This is a genomic window from Leifsonia sp. KNZ13-11D, assembly GCF_056754895.1.
Window position 1 is genome coordinate 2,025,408 of the sequence record NZ_JBPGWU010000001.1, and the last position, 25,226, is coordinate 2,050,633.

The 25,226-nt window shown below is 69.9% G+C and carries 25 protein-coding genes, 1 tRNA gene and 2 pseudogenes; 9 read left to right on the top strand and 19 right to left on the bottom strand.

Going from position 1 to position 25,226, the window contains the following annotated elements; genetic code table 11:
- Positions 1 to 28 precede the first annotated feature (28 nt).
- From ACR9Y5_RS10160 to ACR9Y5_RS10170, 3 genes are all read right to left on the bottom strand, one after another.
- A complete protein-coding gene (locus ACR9Y5_RS10160) occupies positions 29 to 922 on the bottom strand; it encodes an alpha/beta hydrolase family protein (protein ID WP_481297849.1) in 894 nt (297 codons plus the stop codon).
- Between the two features lie 253 nt (positions 923 to 1,175).
- Positions 1,176 to 1,988, bottom strand: a complete 813-nt coding sequence (locus ACR9Y5_RS10165; protein WP_481297850.1) for an aldo/keto reductase — start codon at positions 1,986 to 1,988, stop codon at positions 1,176 to 1,178.
- Positions 1,989 to 2,121: 133 nt separating this feature from the next.
- Positions 2,122 to 2,859 carry an MBL fold metallo-hydrolase gene (locus tag ACR9Y5_RS10170; RefSeq protein ID WP_481297851.1) on the bottom strand — a complete coding sequence of 246 codons (738 nt, stop codon included), beginning with the start codon at positions 2,857 to 2,859 and terminating at the stop codon, positions 2,122 to 2,124.
- 39 nt (positions 2,860 to 2,898) lie between these two features.
- Between ACR9Y5_RS10170 and ACR9Y5_RS10175 the strand changes: the two genes are divergently transcribed.
- Positions 2,899 to 3,453 (top strand): TetR/AcrR family transcriptional regulator, encoded by a 555-nt coding sequence (locus ACR9Y5_RS10175; protein WP_481297852.1) that lies wholly within the window; start codon positions 2,899 to 2,901, stop codon positions 3,451 to 3,453.
- Between the two features lies 1 nt (position 3,454).
- On the opposite strand, the gene ACR9Y5_RS10180 is transcribed toward ACR9Y5_RS10175, so the two are convergent.
- Positions 3,455 to 3,640 (bottom strand): hypothetical protein, encoded by a 186-nt coding sequence (locus tag ACR9Y5_RS10180; RefSeq protein ID WP_481297853.1) that lies wholly within the window; start codon positions 3,638 to 3,640, stop codon positions 3,455 to 3,457.
- A 165-nt stretch (positions 3,641 to 3,805) separates the two neighbouring features.
- Between ACR9Y5_RS10180 and ACR9Y5_RS10185 the strand changes: the two genes are divergently transcribed.
- Complete coding sequence (locus ACR9Y5_RS10185; protein WP_481297854.1) at positions 3,806 to 4,447, top strand: HdeD family acid-resistance protein; 642 nt, start codon at positions 3,806 to 3,808, stop codon at positions 4,445 to 4,447.
- A 68-nt stretch (positions 4,448 to 4,515) separates the two neighbouring features.
- Here ACR9Y5_RS10185 and ACR9Y5_RS10190 read toward each other — a convergent pair whose 3' ends face one another.
- A complete protein-coding gene (locus ACR9Y5_RS10190) occupies positions 4,516 to 6,510 on the bottom strand; it encodes a S9 family peptidase (protein ID WP_481297855.1) in 1,995 nt (664 codons plus the stop codon).
- Positions 6,507 to 7,277: an SDR family oxidoreductase gene (locus ACR9Y5_RS10195; RefSeq protein WP_481297856.1), complete on the bottom strand. Its 771-nt coding sequence runs from the start codon at positions 7,275 to 7,277 to the stop codon at positions 6,507 to 6,509. The genes ACR9Y5_RS10190 and ACR9Y5_RS10195 overlap by 4 nt, the downstream gene beginning before the upstream one ends.
- A gap of 106 nt (positions 7,278 to 7,383) precedes the next feature.
- Here ACR9Y5_RS10195 and ACR9Y5_RS10200 point away from each other — a divergent pair, with 106 nt between their 5' ends.
- The 4 genes from ACR9Y5_RS10200 to ACR9Y5_RS10215 all read left to right on the top strand — a co-directional run bounded on the left by ACR9Y5_RS10200 (position 7,384) and on the right by ACR9Y5_RS10215 (position 10,113).
- Positions 7,384 to 7,884 carry an NfeD family protein gene (locus tag ACR9Y5_RS10200; RefSeq protein ID WP_481297857.1) on the top strand — a complete coding sequence of 167 codons (501 nt, stop codon included), beginning with the start codon at positions 7,384 to 7,386 and terminating at the stop codon, positions 7,882 to 7,884.
- Positions 7,881 to 8,873 carry an SPFH domain-containing protein gene (locus ACR9Y5_RS10205; RefSeq protein WP_481297858.1) on the top strand — a complete coding sequence of 331 codons (993 nt, stop codon included), beginning with the start codon at positions 7,881 to 7,883 and terminating at the stop codon, positions 8,871 to 8,873. Before ACR9Y5_RS10200 ends, ACR9Y5_RS10205 begins: the two co-directional genes overlap by 4 nt.
- A complete protein-coding gene (locus tag ACR9Y5_RS10210; RefSeq protein WP_481297859.1) occupies positions 8,870 to 9,619 on the top strand; it encodes a glycerophosphodiester phosphodiesterase family protein in 750 nt (249 codons plus the stop codon). Before ACR9Y5_RS10205 ends, ACR9Y5_RS10210 begins: the two co-directional genes overlap by 4 nt.
- Before the next feature lie 122 nt (positions 9,620 to 9,741).
- The gene (locus ACR9Y5_RS10215; protein WP_310129385.1) at positions 9,742 to 10,113 is read left to right on the top strand and encodes an RNA polymerase-binding protein RbpA; all 372 of its coding nucleotides are present in this window, start codon (positions 9,742 to 9,744) and stop codon (positions 10,111 to 10,113) included.
- Positions 10,114 to 10,135: 22 nt separating this feature from the next.
- Here ACR9Y5_RS10215 and lnt read toward each other — a convergent pair whose 3' ends face one another.
- The 11 genes and pseudogenes from lnt to ACR9Y5_RS10270 all read right to left on the bottom strand — a co-directional run bounded on the left by lnt (position 10,136) and on the right by ACR9Y5_RS10270 (position 20,599).
- Positions 10,136 to 11,164 carry an apolipoprotein N-acyltransferase gene (gene lnt, locus ACR9Y5_RS10220; RefSeq protein WP_481297860.1) on the bottom strand — a complete coding sequence of 343 codons (1,029 nt, stop codon included), beginning with the start codon at positions 11,162 to 11,164 and terminating at the stop codon, positions 10,136 to 10,138.
- Between the two features lie 85 nt (positions 11,165 to 11,249).
- Positions 11,250 to 11,735 (bottom strand): annotated as a pseudogene (locus tag ACR9Y5_RS10225) (apolipoprotein N-acyltransferase); the annotation flags it as partial.
- Positions 11,736 to 11,802: 67 nt separating this feature from the next.
- Positions 11,803 to 14,235: a DEAD/DEAH box helicase gene (locus ACR9Y5_RS10230; protein WP_481297861.1), complete on the bottom strand. Its 2,433-nt coding sequence runs from the start codon at positions 14,233 to 14,235 to the stop codon at positions 11,803 to 11,805.
- Between the two features lie 21 nt (positions 14,236 to 14,256).
- Entirely contained in the window at positions 14,257 to 15,009 is a 753-nt protein-coding gene (gene tatC / locus ACR9Y5_RS10235) for a twin-arginine translocase subunit TatC (protein ID WP_481297862.1), read from the bottom strand.
- 43 nt (positions 15,010 to 15,052) lie between these two features.
- Complete coding sequence (gene tatA / locus ACR9Y5_RS10240) at positions 15,053 to 15,376, bottom strand: Sec-independent protein translocase subunit TatA (RefSeq protein WP_481297863.1); 324 nt, start codon at positions 15,374 to 15,376, stop codon at positions 15,053 to 15,055.
- Between the two features lie 4 nt (positions 15,377 to 15,380).
- Positions 15,381 to 15,740: a hypothetical protein gene (locus ACR9Y5_RS10245; protein ID WP_481297864.1), complete on the bottom strand. Its 360-nt coding sequence runs from the start codon at positions 15,738 to 15,740 to the stop codon at positions 15,381 to 15,383.
- 9 nt (positions 15,741 to 15,749) lie between these two features.
- On the bottom strand, positions 15,750 to 16,745 hold the full coding sequence (locus ACR9Y5_RS10250) for a helix-turn-helix transcriptional regulator (protein WP_481297865.1): 996 nt from the start codon (positions 16,743 to 16,745) through the stop codon (positions 15,750 to 15,752).
- Positions 16,738 to 17,842: pseudogene (locus ACR9Y5_RS10255) on the bottom strand (helix-turn-helix transcriptional regulator). The gene ACR9Y5_RS10250 and the pseudogene ACR9Y5_RS10255 overlap by 8 nt, the downstream one beginning before the upstream one ends.
- Positions 17,843 to 17,863: 21 nt before the next feature.
- The gene (locus tag ACR9Y5_RS10260) at positions 17,864 to 18,781 is read right to left on the bottom strand and encodes an FKBP-type peptidyl-prolyl cis-trans isomerase (protein WP_481297866.1); all 918 of its coding nucleotides are present in this window, start codon (positions 18,779 to 18,781) and stop codon (positions 17,864 to 17,866) included.
- 40 nt (positions 18,782 to 18,821) lie between these two features.
- Entirely contained in the window at positions 18,822 to 19,862 is a 1,041-nt protein-coding gene (locus ACR9Y5_RS10265; RefSeq protein ID WP_481297867.1) for a tRNA (adenine-N1)-methyltransferase, read from the bottom strand.
- A complete protein-coding gene (locus ACR9Y5_RS10270) occupies positions 19,859 to 20,599 on the bottom strand; it encodes an HAD family hydrolase (RefSeq protein WP_481297868.1) in 741 nt (246 codons plus the stop codon). The genes ACR9Y5_RS10265 and ACR9Y5_RS10270 overlap by 4 nt, the downstream gene beginning before the upstream one ends.
- An 87-nt stretch (positions 20,600 to 20,686) precedes the next feature.
- Between ACR9Y5_RS10270 and ACR9Y5_RS10275 the strand changes: the two genes are divergently transcribed.
- Positions 20,687 to 21,634 (top strand): proteasome assembly chaperone family protein, encoded by a 948-nt coding sequence (locus tag ACR9Y5_RS10275; RefSeq protein ID WP_310129402.1) that lies wholly within the window; start codon positions 20,687 to 20,689, stop codon positions 21,632 to 21,634.
- A gap of 60 nt (positions 21,635 to 21,694) precedes the next feature.
- Here ACR9Y5_RS10275 and ACR9Y5_RS10280 read toward each other — a convergent pair whose 3' ends face one another.
- Positions 21,695 to 22,558 (bottom strand): undecaprenyl-diphosphate phosphatase, encoded by an 864-nt coding sequence (locus ACR9Y5_RS10280; protein WP_481297869.1) that lies wholly within the window; start codon positions 22,556 to 22,558, stop codon positions 21,695 to 21,697.
- Between the two features lie 45 nt (positions 22,559 to 22,603).
- Positions 22,604 to 23,923: a M20/M25/M40 family metallo-hydrolase gene (locus ACR9Y5_RS10285; protein WP_481297870.1), complete on the bottom strand. Its 1,320-nt coding sequence runs from the start codon at positions 23,921 to 23,923 to the stop codon at positions 22,604 to 22,606.
- 131 nt (positions 23,924 to 24,054) lie between these two features.
- On the opposite strand from ACR9Y5_RS10285, the gene ACR9Y5_RS10290 reads away from it, so the two are divergent.
- A tRNA-Leu gene (locus ACR9Y5_RS10290) sits at positions 24,055 to 24,139 on the top strand.
- A gap of 92 nt (positions 24,140 to 24,231) precedes the next feature.
- Positions 24,232 to 25,197, top strand: a complete 966-nt coding sequence (locus tag ACR9Y5_RS10295; protein WP_481297871.1) for a cation diffusion facilitator family transporter — start codon at positions 24,232 to 24,234, stop codon at positions 25,195 to 25,197.
- Positions 25,198 to 25,226: the final 29 nt, after the last annotated feature.

The following is a 25,226-nucleotide window of genomic DNA, read 5'->3' on the forward strand; positions in this document are numbered from 1 at the left end:
TTCTTCGTTGGTCTGCCCGGGGCCCCGGTCACCCGTGAAGCTGTTCCATGCTTGGAATCTGCTGGGTCAGCCAGTTTGCGAGGGTAGCGGAGTAGACCTCAGAGATCGCGTCGGGGGAGGCGATTCCACCGTTGGTGGGGAGGTGGTCGGTGCCGGGGATTTGTGCGATCGTGACGCTGGCGGCGTCCGCGAGGGACCAGGCGGCGATGCTCTCGGAAAGTGGGATCCATTCATCGGATTCGCCATAGGTCGCAAGAGTCGGGCACGTCAGACGACTGAGCACCGGTCGCGGATCATAATCCATATCAGGCCACGTGAACGGGTCTGCGAGCGCGGGGCGCAGCGACGCCCAGGGAAACCAGCGACGGTGGGTTGCCCGCTCGAGTGCGTCTCGTGTTTCGAGCAGCCCCGTGCCGGACCTCAACCAGTTCTCGACGAGCACCCGCACAGAGAGCATCTCCTGCACCTCGGCCGCGGAGAAGTTGCGGCGCCGTAGCTGTTCGGCGCTTCCGGCCCGCATTTGCTGGGCCGGTGAAACGCCTGCTGCGGACACCGCGATCAGGAACGCCACCTTGGTCGGAAGCGATGCGGCCAGGAGCTCCGCGACCCAGGCTCCTTGGCTGTATCCCCACAAGCCGACCGGTATTCCGGGTGCGCGGCTCTCAAGCGCTTGAATGGCAGCGACGGCATCATCGCGCTGTTGGGCGAGCGTGATATCACGCCCGTCCGGTGACAGGCGGCGGTCGTACCGGAGAACGGCAATGCCCAGTGGTGGAAGCAGTCGAGCCAGATGTTCGTAGAGGAAATACTCTCGCCCGCCAGCCGCTGAACCATGAAGCACCACCAAGCCGGCGCGAGCATGGCGAGGCATCGCCAAAGTAGCAGGCAGGTCCGCACCCTCGGCGGCGATGACTAGTTCCATCTGATCGTCCTACCACCGGGGTGGGCCGTCACGTGTGATTTCAGCTCCGAGCAGCACCAAGGCCAAGCGCAAGCACAGGAGAAGTGTGTTGTCTATACGCGAAATATGCGTATACCTACGTTATTATCTGACATAATGTGCATTATCAGCGACTAAGTCTCGGGAGTTGCATGAGATGCGGAAACGCCCGCGCAGAGGACGTGAGGCCGTTCCGCCACGACGGTCGGCGACACGTCGGATCGACGGCCGTTGCTCAGAGGACTTCCAGCGGCACCTTGCGAGGCGGTCGTGGGAACAGACGGTCGAGATCAGCCAGTTCGGTGGGCGTGAACTCCACGTCCAGGGCGGCTCGGTTCTCGAGGACGTGCTCACGCGTCGACGCCTTGGCCACGGCGAAGACGTCGGGATGGCGCAGCACCCAGGCGATAGCGATCTGGGCGGCGGTGAGGCCCTTCGCCTCCGCCAGCGAGGCGAGCGACGGGGTGCGGAGGAGGCTGCCGTGGCCGATCGGCGAGTACGACATCAGTGGGATGCCCGCGTCCGCGCACCACGGGAGCACGTCGATCTCGGGACCGCGGGTTTCGAGGTTGTAGAGCACCTGGTCCGTGGCGACATGGTCGCCGCCCGGGACGGCGACGAGCTCGTCCATGTCCTCGGTGTCGAAGTTGCTGACGCCCCACGAGCGGATGAGTCCCTCTCGGAGCAGATCCTCGAATGCCTCGACCGTCTCACTCAGCGGATGGCGCCCCCGCCAGTGCAGGAGGTAGAGGTCGAGGTGGTCGGTGCCCAGCCGGCGGAGACTCGCCCGGCACGACTCCCCCGTCCGTCGTCGGTCGGCGTTGGCCGGCAGCACCTTGCTGATCAGGTAGACGGCGTCGCGGCGCCCGGCGATGGCTTCGCCGACCAGAGCCTCGGATGCGCCGTCGCCGTACATCTCAGCGGTGTCGATGGTGGTCAGGCCCGCGTCGATGCCGGTGCGCAGCGCATCCAGTTCGCTGTCGTGGCGTGACGGATGCTCGCCCAGATACCACGTGCCCTGACCGAGGCGCGATCGGGTCGTTTCCATGGGCGTGCTCAGTTCCACGAGCTTCTCCCCACCGTGTGCGGACGCCGCGACGTCCGGATTCCCGGAAGCGTCGACACGGACCGTACGCCTGCCGGGGCGGCTCCGCCATCCACCCCCTGCGCCCGCCTCTCTATCAGCGCCGCGCCTCCGCAGCCCGCCGCGCCTCCGCCTCCCGGTACGCCGCGACCAGCGCCGGCGCGCCCTGTGCCCACACCGGCCCGTGCCCCGGGATCACGAAGTCGACAACCAGCCCGGCAACCTTCTCCAGCGACGCCGACGACCCCGCCTGGTCGTCCGTGAACGGCGCCGGCTGCGGCCCGGTCTCGCCGGTGAGCACGCTGCGGGTGGTCAGCTCGTCGCCGACGAACACCGCGCGGACGGCGGGGACGTGGATGGCGACACTCCCCGGTGAATGCCCGGGCATCGCGATGATCTCGGGCGCTCCCGGCAGCGGAAGCACGTCGCCGTCGTTCACCGGCACGACCTCCTTCACCGCCGGCATCTTCACGCCGCCCTTCCGGATCGCGTAGGCGAAGAAGCCGATCACCGGGCCGAGACGACGTCGGTCCTTCGGCGGCGACGGGGGCTTCTCCCCCATGGCACGCGCCGCGTCGCCGGCGCCGACGTAGACGGGGATGCCGAGCTCGGCTCGCAGGCGCTCCGCGAATCCGGTGTGGTCGCTGTCCCCGTGGGTGAGCACGATGCCCTTGATGTCGCTGAGCGGTCGTCCGAGTGCCTCCAGCTCACGGGTCAGGTCGCCGTAGTGCCCCGGCAGGCCGGTGTCGATGAGGGTCATCCCCTCGTCGGTGACGATGAGGTGCACGGCGATGATGTCGTTTCCGATGCGTCGGAGTCCGGGTGCGAGTTCCATGATGGCTATGATACTTAGCTATGAGTAGGAGATGCAAGCATGCCGACCCCCGATAAGACGTCTCGCGACGCGATCGTCGCCGCTGGACGCGAGCTCATCGAGAGCGCCGGCCTCGACGACCTCACCATGCAGGCCGTCGCCGTGCGCGTCGGCGTACGGGCTCCGTCCCTCTACAAGAGGGTCCGCGATCGGCGCGAACTTCTCGCGCTCGTCGTCGCCGCCACCCTGGACGACCTGACCGCCCGTCTCGAAGTCACACGGGACGAGGCCGCTCCCCCGCGCCGGCTCGCGGCTCAGGCGGATGCGCTCCGGAGTTTCGCGCACGAGCGTCCCGTCGCCTTCGCTCTGGTCTTCGCCGCGCACAACGCACCGCGACCCGACGCGGACGCGGTCGCACGCAGCGCCGCCCCGCTGCTCGGCACGGTGACCGAGCTCGCGGGCGCCGAGCACGCCCTGGACGCCGCCCGACTGGTCACCGCCTGGGCCAACGGCTTCATCACCATGGAGCTCGGCGGCCTGTTCGGACTGGGCGGGGACGTCGACGAAGCCTGGCGATGGGGCCTTGAACGGATCATCGCCGCCATCACCCGCTGACTCACCGAACCGCGGACGGCTGCTTCGGATGGACGACGTGGATGTGGAGCAACCTCTCGTCGGCGGCGAAACCGTGCCGCTCGTACACGGGCACCGCCCGCGGACCGGAGTGCACCGTCACGCGCTCCAGCCCGCCGACGGCCTCCCACTCCTCCGGGTTCGCCGCGCGGATCTCGATCTCTCCCATGCCGCCGCCCTACGAAGCCGCCGCTGCGACGCTCGGCGGCGCACCGGCATCGCCGAGCGGCCGCCCGAAACCCGCCGCAGAACACCTCCTGACACCGCGCCCCCGGAGCGCTAATGTCAGCACCAACCGCCACCTCGGCGGCCGCCACTGCGAAGGGATGAAGCAATGAGCGTGAACGACCCCATCGACCCGATGCTGCACGAGTTCTCCCTGGACGCCCGTCAGATGACGCGCTCCGCCATCAACGCCGTCCGCACGGCCCTGGGCATCAGCGGCGCCATCGGCGTGATCCTCGGCATCGTGCTGCTGTTCTGGCCCGAGAAGACCATCGCCGTGCTCGCGGTCTTCCTGGGCATCTACTTCCTGGTGGCCGGCATCCTGCGCCTCGGCGTCGGGATCTTCAGCCGCGGGATGCGCGGGGGCGCGCGTGCGCTCAACATCATCCTCGGCGTGCTGCTCATCTTCGTCGGCATCGTGGCGCTCAAGAACGTCTCCGCCGCTGCGATCACCCTGGTGATCTTCACCGTCGCGTTCATCGGCGTCGGCTGGATCATCGAGGGCGTCATGGCGCTGGCCGAGGCGGGGCGCTCGGCGTCTGCCGGCTGGTCGATCACCTTCGGCATCCTGAGCATCCTCGCGGGCATCGTGGTACTCGTCCTGCCGGTCTCGTCGGCCGCGTTCCTGCTGCTGTTCGCGGCGATCGCGCTGATCGTCCTCGGCATCATCGGGATCGTCCGCGCCTTCACCTTCGGCCGCGACGTCCTCAAGGCCACCGAGGCGACCCCGGGCGCGCCGCGCGTCGCCTGACCGCCCGCACGACACGGAACGGCCCCGCTCGGGATGCGAGCGGGGCCGTTCCGTGGTTCAACCCGACGTCACCGATGGTTGCTGCGGCTGGGCAGGTGCTCCGCCCACCAGTCGAGGATGATGTCGAAGCGCTCCCGGCGGTGCCGCGGTCGCCCGCCGCGGCTCAGCTCGTGGTCCTCCCCCGGGAAGACCACGAGCTCCGTCTCGACCCCGCGCCGCTTCAGCGCCGCGTAGTAGCGCTCGGCCTGGCTGAGCGGGCAGCGCAGGTCGCTCGACGAGTGCAGCACGAGCGTCGGCGTGCGCACCCGGTCGACGACCGCCTGCGGGCTCTGCGAGCGCATCAGCTCGGGGTCGGTGCCGGTGTACTCGTCGCCGAAGAAGCTGCCGATGTCGCTCGTCCCGACGAAGGCGTCCGGGTCGAGGAACCCGCGCTCGACGATCGCCGCCGCGAAGCGGTGGTCGTGCGCGATCGTCCACGCCGTCAGGTAGCCGCCGTACGAGCCGCCCATGATGCCGACGCGCTCACGGTCGAGGCCGGGAGTCTCGGCGATCGCGCCCTCGAGGAAGTCGAGCACGTCGGCCAGGTCGACGGTGCCCATCCGCTGGCGGATGACGCGACCGTGCTCCTGCCCGTACCCTGCGGCGCCGCGCGGGTTGCACATCACGACCGCGTAGCCCGCGGCGACGTAGACCTGCGCCTCGTCGAACAGGGCGCCGGTGTAGGCCGCGTACGGGCCGCCGTGGATGTTGAGCAGCACCGGATGCGGCCCCTCGCCCTCCGGCGTGAGCACCCACCCGTGCACCGGGTAGCCGTCGCGGCCGGTCACCGTGAGCTCTGTCGGCTCGACGACACCGGTCGCGCGGAGAGGCGCCGACAGGTCGGTGAGCCGGTGGAGGCCGTCCGTGTCGACCACGGCGACATCCCCGGAGGTCCGCGCGTCGGCGAAGGAGACCACCACGGTCTCCCCCGCGACCCCGGCGCCGCCGACGACGGTCCGTTCATCGGTCAGCCGACGGACCTGCCCTGTCGCGTCCACGTCGAGAAGCACGAGGGCTCCACGACGCCGGTCCTGCACCAGGACGGCATCGTCGCGGGACGGGACGATGGACGACTCGGTCAGGTCGATCGACTCCGCATCGGTGAGCGGCCTGGACACCGCACCGTCGGCATCGATGAGGTGCAGCGCCGCGTTCTTGGCGACGAAGTCGCGGCCGCTCTCCCCCACATCCTGAGCCGTGAAGAAGAGCGCGCCACCCGGGGCGAAGCGCGCATCCACCATGCTGAAGGAGCCGTGCGGCCCGGTGAGGTCACGCGCGTCCCCTCCCTCCACCGGAACGGTGAAGACGTTGGATCGCAGGTCGATGTCCCGGCTCGCGTGCCGTGCCGAGATGAAGGCGATCCGCCGGCCGTCCGGCGAGAACGAGATGGAGCCGTCATCCCACGGACCATCGGTCAGCTGCCGCGGCTCGGCGACACCCGGCGCCGGGTCCGACGACCCGTCCGGCCGCGGGGCCGGGGCGGGCGTCGGCGCCGCCCAGACGTCGGGCACTGGCACGGTGAAGACGTGCGCGCGCCGGTCGATCGTGTAACCGATGCCGTTCGCCTGATATTTCAGTGATCGGATGCGCCGGGAGGGCTCCCCGTTCGGATCGATGCCCTCCACGGTGCCGTACCGGCCCTGTTCGGGCTCGCGGCTCACGAACGCCAGGGTGCGGCCGTCCGGCGACCAGTCGAACTCGGTCACGCCGAGCTTGCGGTCGGTGACGGCGACCGGCTCCCCGCCGGCGGCGTCGACCACGAAGAGCTGCGGGGGGCGCTTCGGTTCGGCACGCAGGAAGGCGAGCAGCCGCCCGTCCGGGGAGAACCGCGGCGCCGTGTCGCGGAACCCGCGCGTCAGCAGCTTGGGCGCCGCGTGGCCGCCGAGCGGGATCGTCCACAACTGCCCGACGGTGGCATCGGCGCTGAGCGAGGGATGCGTGACGGCGACGACCGCTCGGCCGCCTCCGGGGTGCACGGTCGGGGTGGAGACGCCGACCAGCAGCTCGAGATCTGCGGCCTTCATTCGGCGACCGGGGTGAAGCTCGACACGTCGCCGACGAGGCGGGTGTGATCGGCGGGGACCGGGTCGACGACGGCCGCGGCCACCTCGGCCGCGAACTCGCTGACGTTGTACAGGCGTCCGGCCGCCTCCTTGCGGGCGTCGATCGCGCCCGGGTTGAGCCGGTTGAGGAGCGTCGCGGTGATGGTGCCCTCGATCATGTCGCCGGAGACGACCACGAACTCCACACCCTTCTCGTCGAGCTGCGGGAGCAGCGCACGCAGGGCATCCTCGCCCGCGCGCTTGCTGAGCGCGACGGCCTCGTACTCCGGCATGGTCGGCGTGGTCTGGATGAAGTGCGCCTGGTGGCTGGTCACGAACACGACCCTGGCGCCCTCCTCGAGCAGCGGGAGGGCCGCGGTCAACGTGTTGACCTGCGCGTCGCGGTTGAGCTGCATCGCGTAATCCTCGGCCATGCCGGACTCCATGCCCCCGGAGGCGTTGAGCACGAGCACGTCGAGGCCGCCCCAGGCGTCCGCGACGGACCGGAACATGGCCGCAACCGACTCCTGATCGGTCAGGTCGGCCCCGATCGCGATCGCCGTGCCGCCGTTCGCGACGATGGAGTCGACGAGCTTGACCGCCCGCGCCTCCTTGTTGCGGTAGTTGATGACGACACTGGCCCCCGCGTCGACGAGGTACTGCGCGGTGTCGGCGCCGATACCGCGCGACGAGCCGGTGACGAGGGCGCGCTTGCCCGTCAGCGAACCAGGGGGAAGGGGGTTTGCCACGAATACTCCTCGGCGTCGATGTCTGCATCCTGAGACTACCAAGTGGGTCCGATACGCCGTCGGTGCGTCCTGGTACGGTCATAGCAAGCAGTGAAAGGGGGACGCCATGGACATCACGTCCTTCGCCTGGATCGCGTGGCTGGTCCTCATCCTCGTGTTCGTCATCATCGAGATGCTGACGCTCGATTTCGTCTTCCTGATGATGGCGATCGGCAGTCTCGGCGGCCTCCTGTCGGGCCTGTTCGGGGCGCCCTGGTGGCTCCAGCTGATCATCGCCGCCGTGCTGTCCGTCGTGCTGATCTTCTTCATCCGGCCGCCCTTGCTGCACGCGCTGAAACGCGGCGGCGACCCGGCCAAGAGCAACGTCGACCGACTGATCGGGATGGGCGGCGTCGTCGTCTCCACGGTCACCCCCAGCACCGGTCTGGTGAAGCTGCAGGTCGGCGAGACGTGGACCGCCCGGCTCGCCTCCCCCGACAATGCGCGCACCGAGCTCGTGCCGGGCGAGCACGTCGTCGTCGTCTCGATCGAGGGGGCCACCGCCGTCGTCGCCCCCGCACCGGTCTCCGCAGGAACCGACGGCCTGACCGAGAGGATCGCTCCGTGAATGATGTGAGCCAGCTCGTCGTGACCATCGTCGTGAGCGTGATCGTCCTGATCATCGCGATCTTCGTGCTGGTCACACTGTTCCGGGCGATCCGCATCATCCCCCAGGCACGCGCCGGGGTGGTGGAGCGGCTCGGCCGCTACCACAAGACGCTCATGCCGGGTCTCAACGTCGTCGTGCCGTTCATCGACAAGGTCCGTCCACTCATCGACATGCGCGAGCAGGTGGTCTCCTTCCCGCCGCAGCCGGTCATCACCGAGGACAACCTGGTCGTCTCGATCGACACTGTCGTCTACTTCCAGGTGAACGACGCGCGCGCCGCGACCTACGAGATCGCCAACTACCTCGGCGCCGTCGAGCAGCTCACCACGACCACGCTCCGCAACGTGGTCGGCGGCCTCAACCTCGAAGAGGCGCTGACCAGCCGCGACAACATCAACGGGCAGCTGCGCGTCGTGCTCGACGAGGCCACCGGCAAGTGGGGCATCCGGGTGGCGCGCGTCGAGCTCAAGGCGATCGAGCCGCCCCTCTCCATCCAGGACTCGATGGAGAAGCAGATGCGCGCGGAGCGCGACCGCCGCGCGGTGATCCTCACGGCCGAGGGCACCAAGCAGTCCGAGATCCTGAACGCGGAGGGCCTGCGGCAGGCGGCCATCCTCAAGGCGGAGGGCGACGCGAAGGCCGCGGTGCTCCGCGCCGAGGGCGAGGCGCAGGCCATCACCACCGTGTTCGGGGCCATCCACAAGGGAAACCCGGACAACCTGCTGCTCGCCTACCAGTACCTCCAGACGCTGCCGAAGCTCGCCGACGGCCCCGCGAACAAGCTGTGGATCATCCCGAGCGAGCTCACAGAGGCCCTCAAGGGCATCGGCACCGCGTTCGCGCCCGGGGGCGCCGCCGCCGGCGGCACCGCCGCAGCCGCGGCGGCCACCGCGCCCGCCGAACCCGCCGCACCGACCGGATCGCCCGCTCCCCCGCCCGCACCGTGAACTTCCTGGACGGCAGGCCGCCGCGCGTCATCGCGCATCGCGGCCTGGCGCTCGACGCGCCGGAGAACACCCTCCTCGCGTTCCTGCGAGCGCTCAACGCGAGCGCGACGCACCTCGAGACGGACATCCACGCGTCGGCGGACGGCGTCGCGGTGATCGCCCACGACCCCGACCTGTCCCGTATCGCCGGGCGCGATGTGCAGGTGGCGCAGCTGACGCTGTCCGAGCTGCGCCGGATCGACCTCGGTCACGGCCAGAGCTTCTGCTCCCTCGCCGAAGCGCTCGACGCGTTCCCGGCCGCGCGCTTCAACATCGACGTGAAGGATGTGCGTGCGGCCGCATCCGCGGTCGAAGCCATCCGCACGGCGCGCGCGACCGACCGCGTGCTCATCACCAGCTTCGCCGCGGATCGGCGGAAGGCCGTCGCCGACCAGCTGCCCGGCGTAGCCTGCTCCCCCGCCGTCTCCGAGTTCCTGCCGGTCATCGCGGGCGCCACGCTCGGCAACTCGGCCCTCGTGCGCCGCGCGCTCGCCGGCTTCGTCGCCGTCCAGGTGCCCGAGCGGCGCGGACCCCTGCAGATCGTCACCCGTCGGACAGTGAAGCGCATCCACGCCGCCGGTGCAGAGGTCCACGTCTGGACGGTCAACGAGCCCGGCGACATGATCCGCCTGCTCGACGCCGGCGTCGACGGCATCGTGACCGACCGCTGCGATGTGCTGCGCCGGGTCGTCGATGCCCGGAGCTGAGCGCGCCGCCGCGCGCCCGGTGACTCTGTGAGGGCACTGGGAGAAACGGCGCCCCGGAAAGATAATCCCCAGCTTGACGGTTTATAACTGTGAGGATTCGCGCACAGAGGAGAGACCACACAATGGCAGATCGAAGCTTGCGCGGTATGAGACTCGGCGCCCAGAGCCTACAGAGTGAAGAAGGCGTCGTTTACTCCCCGCGTTCCCGTTACACCTACCTGTGTTCTGCCTGCGGCAAGGACACCGAGGTCGTGTTCTCGGCCGAGGCTGAGGCCCCCGACACCTGGGAGTGCAAGCACTGCGGGCATGAGGCCCTCCTGCTCGTCGGTGACACCCCCGTCGAGGTGGACCACTCGGACGTCAAGACGCCGCGCAGCCACTGGGACATGCTGCTGGAGCGCCGCACCCGCGCCGAGCTGGAGGAGCTCCTGGAGGAGCGCCTGCAGTACCTGCGGGCCCGCCGGGGAACCAGCGAGCACAAGCACAGCGCCTGATATCAGCAGGCGGAGGCCGTTCTCACCGTCGCGGTGAGGACGGCCTTTTCATGTCCGCGGGCTCGCGCAGGGGAACGACCGGGAGCAGCGCCGAGTTCCGCCGGCCCACGAACGCGGCGAACAACCCGAACAGGCCGAGCCCGGCGACCAGGAACTCGATCCCCCGGCTGAGCAGGATGGCCGGGGTCGTCGTCGTGCCGAGGGGCACGTTCGCGACCATGTGACCGGGCTTGAACGGCGCGATGGAGCTGATCGTGCGCCCGTCCGGGCCGATGATCTGGCTGCTGCCGACTGTCGAGATGTTCACCAGCGACCGCCCCGACTCGATCGCCCGCAGCCGGGCGATGGCGAGCTGCTGCTGGTTCTCGTCCGTCTCGCCGAAGTCGGCGTTGTTGGTCTGCGCCAGGATGACTTGCGCTCCCCCGCGCATCATGTCGGTCAGCAGCTGGTCGTCCACGATGTCGAAGCAGATCGAGATGCCCGCACGCACACCTCCCACGTCGAACACGTTGTCCCGGGTGCCGGGCGTGTAGTCGCGGCCGATCAGGTCGATCAGCGACGGCGCGAACGGCCGCCAGAACGCCCGGTCCGGCACGTACTCCCCGAACGGCACCGGATGCTTCTTGTCGTAGTAGTCGACGGCACCGCGGCCGGCCTCCCACTGCAGGGAGGTGTTGTAGAGCTTGTCGTCGCGCTGCGTGATCGTTCCGACGATGAACGGCGCTTTGTACAGCCGTCCGAGCGCGTCCAGAGCCTCCGCCGTCTCCGGGTCACGCGTCGGGTCCGGCAGCGCCGCACCCTCCGGCCAGACCACCATGTCGACCCGGTTCGCGCCGGTACGCTCCTTCGCCGGGATCTGCAGCGTCTCCGTGACCTGCGTGTCGAAGACGGCGCCTTCCGGCGCGTTGTCGAAGTAGCCGGCCGGCCCGTTGCCCTGCACCGCCGCGATGCGCGTGGTGCCGTGCGTCGTCGCCGGCCAGGCGGGCACCGCGAAGACCAGCGCGATCGCGATCCCGGCGAGCAGAGCGCGCGAGGACGTGCGCACCTCCACGGCGAACGGGAAGCTCGACGAGCAGGGCGACCAGCCACACCATCACGAAGCTGACACCCGAGATCCCCAGCCACGCGACCAACGGCGCGAGCGGGCTGGTCGACTGCGACTCGGCGACCCGCCCCCAGGAGAATCCGCCGTACGGCCAGGTGCCGGTCACGAACTCCCGCAGCACCCAGAGGCCGCCGATCACCACGGGCAGCAAGCCGAGCCGCCCGAGCAGCGTCGGGAACGCCCGCGGCACCCAGCGGTAGGCGAGACTCAGCAGGATGCCGCCCGCGCCCCAGAACAGCGCCTCGAAGATCGACAGGGCGACCCAGGGCACCGGACCGAGGTAGAGAGCCGTCCAGGCGACGTGCACGAGATAGAACGATGCGCCGCCGATGAACCCGACCAGGAAGGCCGGACCGGCCCGGCGTCCCCGCTGGGCCAGCAGCACCATGGCGATGCCGGCGAAGGTGAGCGGCCACACATCCTTGTCCGGGAAACCGGCGTCGAGCACCGGTCCGGCGGCCGCCGCCAGCAGCACCGCGAGCCACAGCGGAAGCGGGGCTCGGGAGGGGGTGCGCACGAAGGGAGAGCCTAAAGCATCCGCATGTGGCCGCGCCTCAGGAACCGCCGGGGCGTCGTCGCGCCGCTCAGGCGACGGACGAGTAGGCCACGATTCCGCGGCGGATCGACTCGAGCGCCTGGCGGGCGACGCGGCCGACGTTCCCCTGCGCCACCAGCGACAGCTGGTCGAGGAGGTCGATCGTCTGCTTGGCCCAGCGGACGAAGTCGCCGGCGGCCATGTCCGCCTCGGTCAGCACCGTGTCCAGTCCCGAGCCGCGGGACCACATCCACATCGCGAGCGAGATCGCGGTCGACGGCGGTTCGCTGCCGGGAAGCCGGTTCTCCTGCTCCAGGTCGTCGAGGCGGCTCCACAGCGTGGTGGTCTTCTCCAGCGCCGGACGGAAGGCGCCGCGCGGCAGGGTGCGCTCGCTCGCGAGCCCCTCGTCACGGCGCGGTTCGAAGACGAGCGCGCAGGCCATCGCGGCGAGGCCGGGCGCGTCGAGGTCCTTCCAGACGTTGCGGCGCAGGCACTCCGCGACGAGCAGGTCCCGCTCGCCGTAGATGCGCTTCAGCGTGCGCCCGTGCACGGTCAGCACGGTCTCGCCGTCCTCGTCGGCCAGGTAGCCGAGCTCGAGCAGGACGTCGGAGACGCGGTCGAAGACCTTCGCCACCGCTCCGGTGCGCGACTGGATCTGCGACCGCAGGCGATCGGTGTCGCGCTTCAGCTTCCACCAGCGCTCCGCCCAGCGGGCGTGCTGCTCGCGCTCGGTGCAGCGGTGGCACGGGTGGTCCTTCATCCGCTTGCGCAGGGCCGCGAGCTGCTGCTGCCGCTGCTCCCGCTCTCGGTTCGAGGCGTTCTCGATGCGCGACCCCTTGCGCTCCAGGTCGGTGAGCTCGCGGCGGATGCTGAAGTACTCGCGGAAGTCGCCCAGGTGACAGGCCATCGCCTCCTCGTACCCGGCCAGCGACTGCTCCTGCTGCATCGCCTTGCGCGCCAGGTCGACCACGGCACGGTCGGCCTGGAACTGGGCGAACGAGGACTCCAGGATCTCGCGCGTTCGCGGGCGACCGAACTGGTCGATCAGGTTCACCGCCATGTTGTACGTCGGCCGGAAGCTGGAGTTCAGCGGGTAGCTGCGACGGGAGGCCAGGGATGCGACCGACTGGGGGTCGAGGCCGTCCTCCCACTGGATCACCGAGTGCCCCTCGACGTCGATGCCGCGACGTCCGGCCCGGCCGGTCAGCTGTGTGTACTCCCCCGGCGTGATCGGCACGCGCGCCTCGCCGTTGAACTTCTCCAGCTTCTCCAGCACCACCGTGCGGGCCGGCATGTTGATGCCGAGCGCCAGGGTCTCGGTCGCGAAGACCACCTTCACGAGCTTCCGGCGGAACAGCTCCTCGACGACCTCCTTGAAGGCCGGGAGCAGCCCGGCGTGGTGGGCGGCGACGCCGCGCTCCAGCCCCTCCAGCCACTCCCAGTAGCCGAGCACGGCGAGGTCCTCGTCGAGCAGTGTCCGGCACCGCTCCTCCACGATCTCGCGGATCTCGTCCCGTTCGTGCTTCTCGGTGAGGCGGACGCCCGCCCGCAGCACCTGCTTCACCGCAGCGTCGCAGCCGTTACGGCTGAAGATGAAGAAGATGGCGGGGAGCAGATTGCGGTCGTCGAGCAGAGCGACGAGGTCCGCCCGGTTCATCCGGAAGCTGTCGGGGCGACCGCCCTTGGAGTGGTAGCGCCCCACGTCGCGCGTCTGCCGGCTGCTCAGCACCCGCCCGCCGTAGCGGGCCATCTGCACCAGTTCCGGGTTCACCCGGTTCGTCGCTGCGAGCCCCGATGAGTCGAACAGGTCGATGAGCTTCGAGCGCATCAGGATGTGCTGCTCCAGCGGCACCGGCCGCTCCTCGGACACGACGACGTCCGTGTCGCCGCGCACTGCCTGCAGCCAGTCGCCGAACTCCTCCGCGTTCGAGACCGTGGCGCTCAGCGACACCATCCGAACCTCGGAGGGCAGGTGGATGATGACCTCCTCCCACACGGCCCCCCGGAAGCGGTCGGCCAGGTAATGCACCTCGTCCATGACCACGTAGGCGAGGTCGGTGAGCAGGTCGGAGTCGGCGTACAGCATGTTGCGCAGCACCTCGGTCGTCATCACGACGATCCGGGCGCGCGAGTTGATGTTGGTGTCGCCGGTGAGGAGGCCGACGGACTCCGGACCGTACGCCTCGACGAACTCCTGGAACTTCTGGTTGCTCAGCGCCTTCATCGGCGTGGTGTAGAAGACCTTCGCGTTCGCCTCGCGCATGGCGAGGAACACCGCGAACTCCGCGACGATCGTCTTGCCCGCCCCGGTGGGCGCCGCGACGAGCACGCTGCGACCGCGTTCGAGCGACGCGCACGCCTCGCGCTGGAACGGGTCCAGATCGAACCGGAGGCCTTCGCGGAAGGTTTCGAGCAGCGGCTGGCGGGCCCGGTCGCGCGAGGCGGCGTACCGCTCCGCCGGCGAGAGCGTCTGGTCGGTCACATGACCAGCCTATTCCTCCGGTCAGGCAGCGAGTTCGGCCTCCAGCCGCAGCTGGTTCTTGGCGGCGCGCCTGTCGTGAAGCCAGGCGACGCCGTACGCGGCGAAGTACAGCGCCACCATCGGGATCGCCAGCAGGAACATCGACAGGACGTCCGCGGCCGGAGTCGCGATGGCGGTGAACAGTGCGATCAGGATGAGCGCCCAGCGCCAGGAGGCGATGATCGACTTCGCGCTGAGCACGCCGACGAAGTTGAGCAGCACCAGGAACACCGGCAGGACGAACGCGATCCCGACGGCGATGACGAGCTTCAGGATGAAGTCGAAGTACGTCTTCGCGCCGATGATCGCCGAATCCGCCTCCGGCGCGAAGCTCGTGAGCAGGCTGACGATGTGCGGCACGAGAAGCCAGCCGCACACGCCACCGGCCACGAACAGCGGCACGGCGGTGAAGAAGAAGCCGAAGCCGTACTTCTTCTCCTTCCGCGTCATCGCGGGGACGAAGAACGCCCAGATCTGGTACAGCCAGACCGGGCTCGAGATGATGGCGCCGATCGTGATGGCGACCTGCATCTTCAGGTCGAAGGCGCCGGTGATGCTGTCGTAGTTGAGCATCGCCTCGCGGCCCTGCTGGGTCGCGATCGCGGTGATCGGGCCGCGCATCGCATTCATCACGTAGTCGCTGAGGAACCAGCCGGCGACGGAGCCGACCAGGAGGGCCAGAGCTGAGCGGAAGAGGCGTTTGCGAAGCTCGATGAAGTGCTCGGCGAGCGTCATCCGTCCTTCGCGATTCGTGCCTCGCTTCGTGGAGGCCACCGGACTAGGACTTCGGGTGGGACTCGGTCGAGGGGTCGACCGGGGTGACCGTCGGCGCCACCGGAGCCTGCGCGACCGGAGCCTGCGCGACCGGAGCCTGCGCCACAGGGTCGGGCGCGACGGTGGTCGGGGCGGCCGTGTTCTGCGCGGCGCCGTCGGCCGGCTGGCCGGACTTGCCGTCCTTCTTCAGCTCGTCGACCTCGCCCTTGAAGATGCGCATCGACTGGCCGATGCTCTTGGCGAGCGCGGGGAGCTTCGGCGCACCGAAGAGCAGCAGGATCACGGCGAGGATGATGAGCAGATGCCATCCGGTCAGTCCTGCGAACATGAGATCAGGTCCTTCTCAAAAGGTGGGCGAAGCGATCCGGAACCGTTGCCGGATCCACATCGACCAGTAGTCTACCGCGTCGCACCCGGGCGTCCCTGCGAGCTTGCCGCGCATAAGCGCGCTGCGTGAGGTGCTCCTCGCGCTCCGCGCGCAGCACGTCGACGTCGGCGAGGACGGCCGGCTCGAAGCTGTCGTGGAGCTCCTCGGCCCGCTGCGACAGCACGTCGGCCTTGTGCATCAGCGCGGCCGCCTCGTGTCCGGCGGCGACCACCTTGCGGAACAGCGACCAGGCGAAGTACGCGAGCTCGCCCAGCAGACCGAGCACGAGCACGGTCCAGATCACCAGCCACGACCACCAGGGCATGCCGACAGCCTAGCGGCCGGGTTCCGCGGCGTCGCGGTAGCGCTCGACGCCGGCCCGCGCCCACCCCGCGACGACCTGACGCGCCTCCGGCGGGTCGAGCACGGTGAGCACGCCCGACAGCCCGGCGACCAGTCGCTTGAGGCCGTGGAAGTGGGCGACCCGGAGGCTGGTGCGGATGACGCCGCCGCGCTCCAGCCGCTCCGCGCCCTCGGGGATGTAGTCCTCGATCAGCGGGATGGCGGACGCAGAGACCTCCACCGTCACCAGCTGGTCCTCCGGCGTGCCGGTGAACAGCGTCTCCGGCAGCTTCACGTCGCCCGGACGATAGGTGATCGCCTCCGTCGTGGCGACCAGGTCGTCGATCCGGTCGAGGCGGAACGTGCGGATGGCCGTCCGCAGATGGTCCCATCCGCGGAGATACCAGTCCTGGTCGACGGACTCGATCCGCAGCGGGTCGACGCGCCGGCGCTCGCGCTCACCGCGGGAGCTCAGGTAGTCGAACTCGACCTGGACGCCGGCGAGGACCGCGTCCCGGATCGTCGCCAGCGCCTCGTCCGTCTCCGACCGGGCGACGGCGAGCTGGCTCGGAGCGGCCGACGCGCCGCGCGCGAGCTTGGCCATCAGCGAGCCGATCGCATCGCGGTCGGCGTTCTCGGGGAGCGCCGTGAGGTACTGCAGCCCGGCGATCAGCGCCGCCGCCTCCCGGGCGGAGAAACGCGGGGAGTCGTCGATGGCGACCTGGTGCGTGAGGACGATCTGGTCGTTCTCCTCGAAGTCGTCCCAGGCGATGTCGAAGAGATCGCCCGGCTGGTAGGCGTTCGTCTCGCCCGGGATGCCCGAGACGGCGATCAGGCGGACCGCGTCGCGCAGCTGGTCCTGCTCCACGCCGAAGTGCTCGGCCGCCTCGGCGACGCTGACGCGGTCGCGGTCCATCAGGTACGGCACCAGGGCGAGCAGGAAGGCGAGCTTGTCCTGCGCCTGCATCGGCTTCCGTCGTTCAGCCATCGGTCCGCTCCCCCGCCGCTTCCGCCTGGTCGGCGGTCCCGGCGACGGCGCCGACGCCGGCCCCAGCGCCGGAGTGCGCGGCGACCACCGCCTCCAACCGCTGCAGCACCTGCTCCCGGAGCCCCTGCGGCGCGAGCACCAGCACCTCGGGGCCGAAGGAGGCCAGCTGGTCGGCCAGGATGTTGCTGTCCGAGAAGTTCACGGTGAGCCGAACCGGCTGGCCGTCGGCCCCGACCGGGACCGCGTCGCCGTAGCGCTTGCCGAGGCGGGTCGCCGCGTCGGTGCCCGCCGTGACCTCGATCTCGGCGACGTTCGACTCCCAGATCCGCTCCAGCTCGAGCAGGGCGCGCTCGGCGAACGCCTCGCCGTCGACGCGGTACTGCTCGGGGTCGAAGACCCGCGAGGTGAGCTTCACGGGGCCGACGATCCGCGACAGCAGGAAGGTGCGCGACCCGCGCGCATCCTGATCGATGCCCTGCAGGTGCCAGCGGCCCTGGTGCTGCACCAGCGCGAGCGGCGCGACGGTGCGCTGCCGGGAGGCGCTCTCGCCGGGCTTCAAGTACGGGAACTGCACCATCGCGTGCCGCTCCAGCGCCTGGCTGAGCGGCTCGAACGCCGCTTCCCGCACGCGCAGCCGCGGTGCATAGCCGACCACCGGGTCGTCCGCTTCGACACCGAGGGAGCGGAGCTTCATCAGGGCGCGCCGGGACTCGCCCGACAGCGAACCCTCGCGCCACACCGCCGCGGCGAGTCCGAGGAGCGTCAGCTCCTCCGGCGAGAAGCTCACGTCGGACGGGAGGTCGTATGCCCCTTTGGGAATGCGATAGCGCAGCAGCTGGTTGTTGCCCGACGCTTCCGGCGCCTCCACTGTCTCGAGCGGTACGCCGAGCTCGCGGATGTCGTCTTTGTCGCGCTCGAAACTGACGCTCCAGGCTGCTGTTGTCGCCGTGCGGCTCATACCGCTGGCGGTAGCCCTGCACGGTCGAGAGGATCTCGCTCTTGGTCAGGCCGTTCTCCGTCGCGAGCAGCGCCAGCACGAGGCTGAACAGACGCTCCTCGACGGGGACGCGCGCGGGCGAGACGGGTGAACGGGACACCCGTCCATCCTAGTCCGCGGGTCAGCGCACCCCGAGGATGTCGACCACCCAGGCGGCGGCCGGGACCTGGCCCTCCGTGGGCGCGTTGATGACGATCTGCGAGCCCACCTGCTTGCCGATCAGCTGATCCAGCACGCCCTGCGGGAGCGCCTGGTTGAGCTGGCTCTGGCCGCTCTTGATCGACACCAGGTCGGGCGAGCCCGACTGCCAGCTCGAGAAGACGACGTTCTTGTTCTCCCAGCCGACGGCCGTGTACTGGAGGATGACGATCGAGTCCTTCTTGACGGTCGCGCCGTCGCCGGACTTCAGCTCCTCGGAGCGGACCGTCTTCGGAACCCCGCCCGACGACGGGATGGTGATGCCCGGCTGCCCGGTCGGGGCGAGCACGACGGTCGGGAAGCCGTTCTGCGACGGACGGACCGCGCCGTCCGCCTTCGGGAGGTACGCCTTCAGGATGTCGACCACGATGATGCCGGAGCTGGTGGCTCCGGTGCCGCCGGCGTCCTTCGGCGAGACGACGACCGCGACGCGCGAGCCGACGGGCGCGCACTGCAGGCCCTTGCTCAGCGCCTCGTTGCCCGAGCCGAGCGCCAGCGGGTAGGTGTCGCCGCTGCCGTACGACGTCTGCTGCACCTCGCCGGTCGCTCCATCGAGGATCGTGTACTGGATCTCGACGACCTGACCGCGCTGCACCTTCTCCCCCGTGCCCTCGGTGAGGATGCTGCGCTCCGACTTCGTGGTGTCGAGCGGCGTGGGAACCGTGATCTTCGGCTTCGAGCCGATCTTCCCGGTCGCCTCGACGAGCTTCGACGCGTTGCCGGAGGGCAGTGCGGAGCCGCAGTCGGCGTTCGGGTTCGTCGAGCATCCGGTCAGCGCGACGGCCACCAGAGCGGCGGCGGCCACGATCGCGGACGTTCTTCCGATGGTCACTCTGCGCACGGGTTCTCTTTCGGTCGAGGCTGGGAGGAGCGCATTCATGCTAGCCGACGCCCGGAGCGTCCTCGTCCGCGTCTGCTGAGGGTTTCCCCACGGTCTCCCCATCGCGCGACTTCGCGAGATCCGCGCTCGCGGCCGCTTCGCGCATCCGCTTCCGCAGGCTCTTGGGGCTCGACTCCCGCTCCCCCAGCGCGCCCGGCGTCCAGGCCTCGACGTCCGCGTCCGAATAGTCGGACTTGGACGGCCGGCGCTTCAGCTCGGGCAGCACCGTTCCCGGGGCGAGGCGACGCGCCGTGATCAGGAAGCCCGTGTGCGCGATCATGCGGTGGTCCGGGCGCACAGCCAGGCCCTCCACATGCCACCCGCGGACCATCGTCTCGTTCGACTGCGGATGCGTGTAGTCGCCGGAGGCGCGGATCGCCTCGGCGACGCGCGACAGCTGGGTCACGGTCGCGACGTAGCAGATCACGACGCCGCCTGGCTTCAGCGCGTCGGTGACCGCGTCCAGGGTCTCCCACGGAGCGAGCATGTCGAGGACCACGCGGTCGACGGTTCCCGGCTCGACCGCCGCGGGGAGCGCATCCTGCAGGTCGCCGACGGTGAGCGTCCAGTTCTCCGGGTCGCCGCCCAGAAACGTCGCGGCGTTGCCGCGTGCGACGTCGGCGAACTCCTCCCGGCGCTCGAACGAGAGCAGGCGGCCCTCGGGGCCGATGGCGCGCAGCAGCCACAGCGACAGGGCGCCGGAGCCGACCCCCGCCTCCACCACGGTGGCGCCGGGGAAGATGTCCGCCAGGGCCAGGATCTGCGCAGCATCCTTCGGGTAGACGATCGCTGCGCCGCGCGGCATGGACATCACGAAGTCGGTCAGCAGAGGCCGGAGCGCCAGGTGCTCGACCCCCGCGTTGTTCGCGACGACCGAGCCGTCCGGGAGGCCGATGATGGCGTCGTGCTCCAGCACGCCGCGGTGACTGTGGAAGAGCTTCCCCGGCTCGAGGGTGATCGTGTTCATGCGGCCCTTCGGGCCGGTCAGCTGCACGCGGTCGCCCGCGCGGAACGGCCCGGAGCTCCGTCGGCTCTCGTTCATCGGGTCCCCCCCTCACGGCGCGCGCGGGCGACGGCCACGACATCGTCCGCGGTGCGTCCCTCCAGCGACTCCCACAGGGTGTGCTCGTCGGATTCGGGCAGCGGCACGATGTGCGGCACCCCGATCGTGGCGGCGCCCGACGAGACCGCCGAGGCCAGACCGACCAGCGAATCCTCGATGGCGACGGTGTCGCGCGGCGCGACGCCGAGCAGACGGGCGGCGCGGAGGTACGGCTCGGGCGCCGGCTTCGGCTCGTCCACCTCGTCGCCGCTGACGATCACGTCGAAGGCGTCGAACGGGATGTGGCCGACGATCTGCTCCGCCATCCGGCGCACGGACATGGTGACCAGCGCCGTCGGGATGCCCCGCTCGCGGAGCGACTCGAGCAGCTCACGGGCGCCGGGCCGCCACGGGACGCCCTGCTCGTCGAGCTTCTGCTGCACCCGGTCGGTCAGCCAGTGGACGATCTCGTCCGCCTCCATCGCCACACCGCGCGAGCGGAGGATCTCCGCCGAGTTCCACAGACCGAGTCCGACGAGCAGCAGTCCGTCGTCGTGCGTCCAGGTGCCCCCGAACGAGCCGACGAGCTCCTGCTCGGAGGCCATCCAGTAGGGCTCGGTGTCGACGAGGGTGCCGTCCATGTCCCACAGCACGGCGGCGGGGACGACGGCGGCGGACGAACCGGCCGTCTCGTGCTCGAGAGGGGCCTGTTCGCTGCGGGGGGAAGACGCGGTCACAACGGGCAAGTCTATCCGGAGAGGGGCGGGCCTATTCTTGAGGGATGGCGCCCCGACCGGGCGCCGGGAAGGACGAGGGACGACTTCGTGACTGACGGACAGAACATCCTCGGAGGCCGCATCCTGGTGGTGGCGTTCGAAGGCTGGAACGACGCCGGCGAGGCGGCCAGCGGCGCGGTGAAGACGCTCAAGGAGCAGCTCGACGTGGTGCCGATCGCCGAGGTCGACCCCGAGCTCTACTTCGACTTCCAGTTCAACCGGCCCGTGGTGACCGACGACGACGGGCGCAGGCGCCTCATCTGGCCGTCCGCGGTCGTGTACGGCCCGTCCCTCCCCGGGCACATCGGCGAAGACCTGGCCGGCGACGCCGAGCTGACTGTCACCGGCGACAACGCGGGCAACATCTTCCTGCTGCTCGGCACCGAGCCCTCCCGCAGCTGGCGCAGCTTCACGGCCGAGATCATGGATGTGGCGCTCGCCGCCGACATCGGAGCGGTCGTCTTCCTCGGCGCGATGCTCGCCGACGTGCCGCACACGCGCCCGATCTCCGTCTTCGCGTCCAGCGAGAACGCGGCCGTGCGGGCCGAGCTCGGCGTCGAGCGCTCCAGCTACGAGGGCCCGGTCGGCATCCTGAGCGCGCTGGCCGAAGGCGCCGAGGACGTGGGCATCCCGACCATCATGATCTGGGCGTCCGTGCCCCACTACGTCCACAACGCGCCGAGCCCGAAGGCGGTGCTCGCCCTGATCGACAAGCTCGAAGAGCTGGTCGACGTGACCATCCCCCGCGGCACCCTCGTGGACGAGGCCGCCGCCTGGGAGTCCGGGATCGACGCGCTCGCCGCGGACGACGAGGAGATGGCCTCCTACATCCAGCAGCTCGAGCAGGCGCGCGACACCGTGGACTCGCCCGAGGCGAGCGGCGAGGCGATCGCGCAGGAGTTCGAGCGCTACCTGCGCCGCCGCGGGGATGGTCGTGACGGCGGCCGCGACGGCGGCACCGCCGGGCGCGGACCGGACGACCCGCGGCGCGGTTAACGCCCCGTCGCCCTGGGACTGTCGGCCCCTGGGCCCCTAGGTCCTTAGGCCCCTGAGCCCTTAGGCCTGCAGGACGCCCGTGGCGAGCAGGACCATCAGCAGCACGCCCAGCACGATGCGGTAGATGACGAAGGGCAGGAAGCTGCGGCGCGAGATGTAGCCCATGAAGAACGCGATCACCAGGAGTCCGACCACGAACGCGACGACGGTCGCCGCCGCCGTCTCGAGCGGCCCGAACACCTCGGGGGTGCACGTGCCGGCGCTCGCGAGGGCCTGGGTGCAGGGCTCCTTGACCGCCTTGTACAGCTGGTAGAACCCGCTTCCGAAGACCGCGGGCAGTGCCAGCAGGAACGAGTACCGCGCGGCGGCGCGCCGCTGGTATCCCATGAACAGCCCCGCCGTGATCGTGCCGCCGGACCGGGAGACGCCGGGGATCAGGGCGAGTGATTGAGCCAGACCGAAGATGATGCCGTCGACCCAGGTCAGCTCGCGCAGCCGCTTGGTCTTCGCCCCCACCCAGTCGGCGATGCCGAGCAGGATGCCGAAGACGATCAACGTCGTGGCGACCAGCCACAGCGAGCGGAACACCGTCTCGATCTGGTTCTGGAACAGCAGCCCGAGGACGACGATCGGGACGCTGCCGATGATGACGAGCCACCCCATCCGCGCGTCCGGGTCGTTGCGCGGGATGCGTCCGAACAGGGCGCGGAACCACTGCGCGATGATGCGCGTGATGTCCTTCCAGAAGTACAGCAGCACGGCCGCCTCCGTGCCGAGCTGGATGATGGCGGTGAACCGGGCGCCCGGGTCGGCCCCCGTGCCGAGGAGTTCTCCCACGATGCGGATGTGCGCCGACGACGAGATCGGCAGGAACTCGGTGAGGCCCTGAACGAAGCCGAGGATGAGCGCGTTGATGAATTCCAAGATTCGGTGTCCTGTCCGGAGGGGCGTTCTGGCGGGGAGCGCTGCTCAGTAGGACCGCAGCAGGTCGCGGAGCACGGTTCTCCCGAACACTAGCGCGTCGAGCGGCACGCGCTCGTCGACACCGTGGAACATGCCGGGGAAGTCGAGCTCGGCGGGCAGACGCAGCGGCGCGAAGCCGTAGCCGGTGATGCCCAGCGTGCTGAGCGCCTTGTTGTCCGTTCCGCCGGAGAGGAGGTATGGCAGCACGGGTGCTCCGGGGTCGTGACGCTGCAGCGTACCCGTGATCGCGTCCACCAGCCCGCCGCCGAACTCGGCCTCCAGGCCGATGTCGCGGTGCATGACCTCGATCTCCACGTCGTCGCCGATCAGCTCGCGCACCCGGGCGAGCACCGCATCCTCCTCGCCCGGCAGCGTGCGGATGTCGATCAGCGCCTCCGCCGTGTCGGGGATCACGTTGTGCTTGTATCCGGCCTCGAGCAGCGTCGGGTTCGTCGTCGTGCGCAGCGTGGCCAGGATGAAGCCAGCCGCTGTACCCGTGCGCAGAACGACCTCGTCGGGGCCGACACGCTCCGGGTCGGCCTCCAGCAGCCGCCCCAGTTCGTCGATCAGACGGGTGGTCGTCGCGGTGAGCTGGACCGGCCAGTCCTCGCGCCCGAGGGCGACGACCGCCTCGGCGAGCTTCGTGATCGCGTTGTCGCGGATCAGGCGGGAGCCGTGCGCCGCCCGTCCCCGCGCGATCAGCTTGATCCAGACCAGGGACTTCTCGCCGGTCTGCAGCAGGTAGGCGCGCCGGCCGGCCAGGTCGATCGAATACCCGCCGACCTCGCTGATCGCCTCGGTCGCACCCTCGAACAGCTCGGGATGCGTGTCGACCAGGTAGTGGGAGCCGCGGCGGCCGCCGTCCTCCTCGTCGGCGAAGAAGGCGACGACCAGGTCGCGTGCCGGTCGCTCGCCGGCCGCGAGGATGTCGCCCACCGCGGTCAGGATCATCGCATCCATGTTCTTCATGTCGACCGCACCCCGCCCCCAGAGCAGGCCGTCGCGGATCTCGCCGCCGAAGGGGTCGACCGTCCAGTTGCGCGGGTCGGCCGGCACGACGTCGAGATGGCCGTGCACGACCAGAGCGGGCTTCGACGGGTCCGCACCCGCGACGCGGGCGATCACACTCGCGCGACCCGGATCGGACTCGAAGACCTGCGGCGAGAGCCCCATGCCGGCGAGCTTCGCCTCGACGTACTCCGCGGCGTCGGCCTCGCCGTTCGAGCGCCCCTCGCCGAAGTTGGTGGTGTCGAAGCGGATGAGGTCACGGGCGATGATCGCGGTCTCGTCGAGGCCGGACCCGGAGGTGCGGAGTTCGTCGGTCATCCCCCAACGCTACCGGGCGATCACGGCCCCCGCCCCGCCACGCCCGGGGTGTGTGGACAAGTGCTGCCGCTGAGGAAAACCGTGCTATCGTCTTTCTTCGGCAGCCGGACGAGTCCGGAGGCCGTCCACCTGTCCGGGTGGCGGAAATGGCAGACGCGCTAGCTTGAGGTGCTAGTGCCCGTATAGGGCGTGGGGGTTCAAGTCCCCCCTCGGACACAGAACAGGCCCCGGTCGCGAGACCGGGGCCTTCTGCTTTTCCCGGCGCCCCTCCCGGGGCGCTGCTCCCTCTCCGGGACTATGGTGTCGCTGTGTCCCGCAGGAAACGGTCCTCCTCCAGCCTGTTCACGGTGCTGCTCGCCTTCGCGGCGAACATCCTGGTCGCGATCGCGAAGACCATCGCCGCCGCGCTCACCGGCTCCGCCTCGCTCGTGGCCGAGGCGGCGCACTCGTGGGCGGACGCCGGCAACGAGATCTTCCTCATCCAGGCCGAGCGCTCGGCCGCCAAGCCGCGCGACGCCGCCCACCCGGGCGGCTACGGCCGCGACTCGTACGTATGGAGCCTGTTCGCGGCCGTCGGACTCTTCACGGCGGGCGCGGTGGTCTCCATCATGCACGGCGTGCAGGCGCTGTCGTCGCACGAGGAGGACACCGACTACCTCGTCGGCTACCTGGTGCTCGCCGCGGCGTTCGTGTTCGAAGGCATCTCGTTCATCCAGTCGTACCGGCAGGCCCACGCGAAGGCGTCGTCCAGCGGCACCGGAACGTTCGAGCACGTGCTGCGCACTTCCAACCCGACCCTGCGCGCGGTGTTCGCCGAGGACTCGGCGGCCCTCGTCGGGCTCGTCATCGCCTTCCTCGGGCTCCTGCTGCACGAGCTCACCGGCAACGCCTTCTGGGATGCGCTCGGCTCCATCCTGATCGGCGCCCTGCTGGCCGTCGTCGCCGTGGTGCTGATCGAGCGCAACCGGCGGTTCCTCCTCGGTCAGCCGGGGTCCGACCGGGCCTGGCAGATCGCCCTCGGGATGCTGCTGGAGCATCCGGAGGTCGAGAAGGTCACCTACCTGCACCTGGAGTACGTCGGGCCCGAGCAGCTCTACCTCGTCGCAGCGGTCGACCTGGTCGGCAACGACCGGGAGTCGGATGTCGCCGCCGATCTTCAGCAGGTGGAGGCGGCACTCGAGGACTCGCCCTGGGTGACGGAGGCGGTGGTGACCCTGTCGCGCCCGGGGGCGCCCGCACTGCATCCGGCAGCCGTTGCCGAATCGGCGGACTGAACCGCTATTGCGGCCATAGCGGCCAGCTT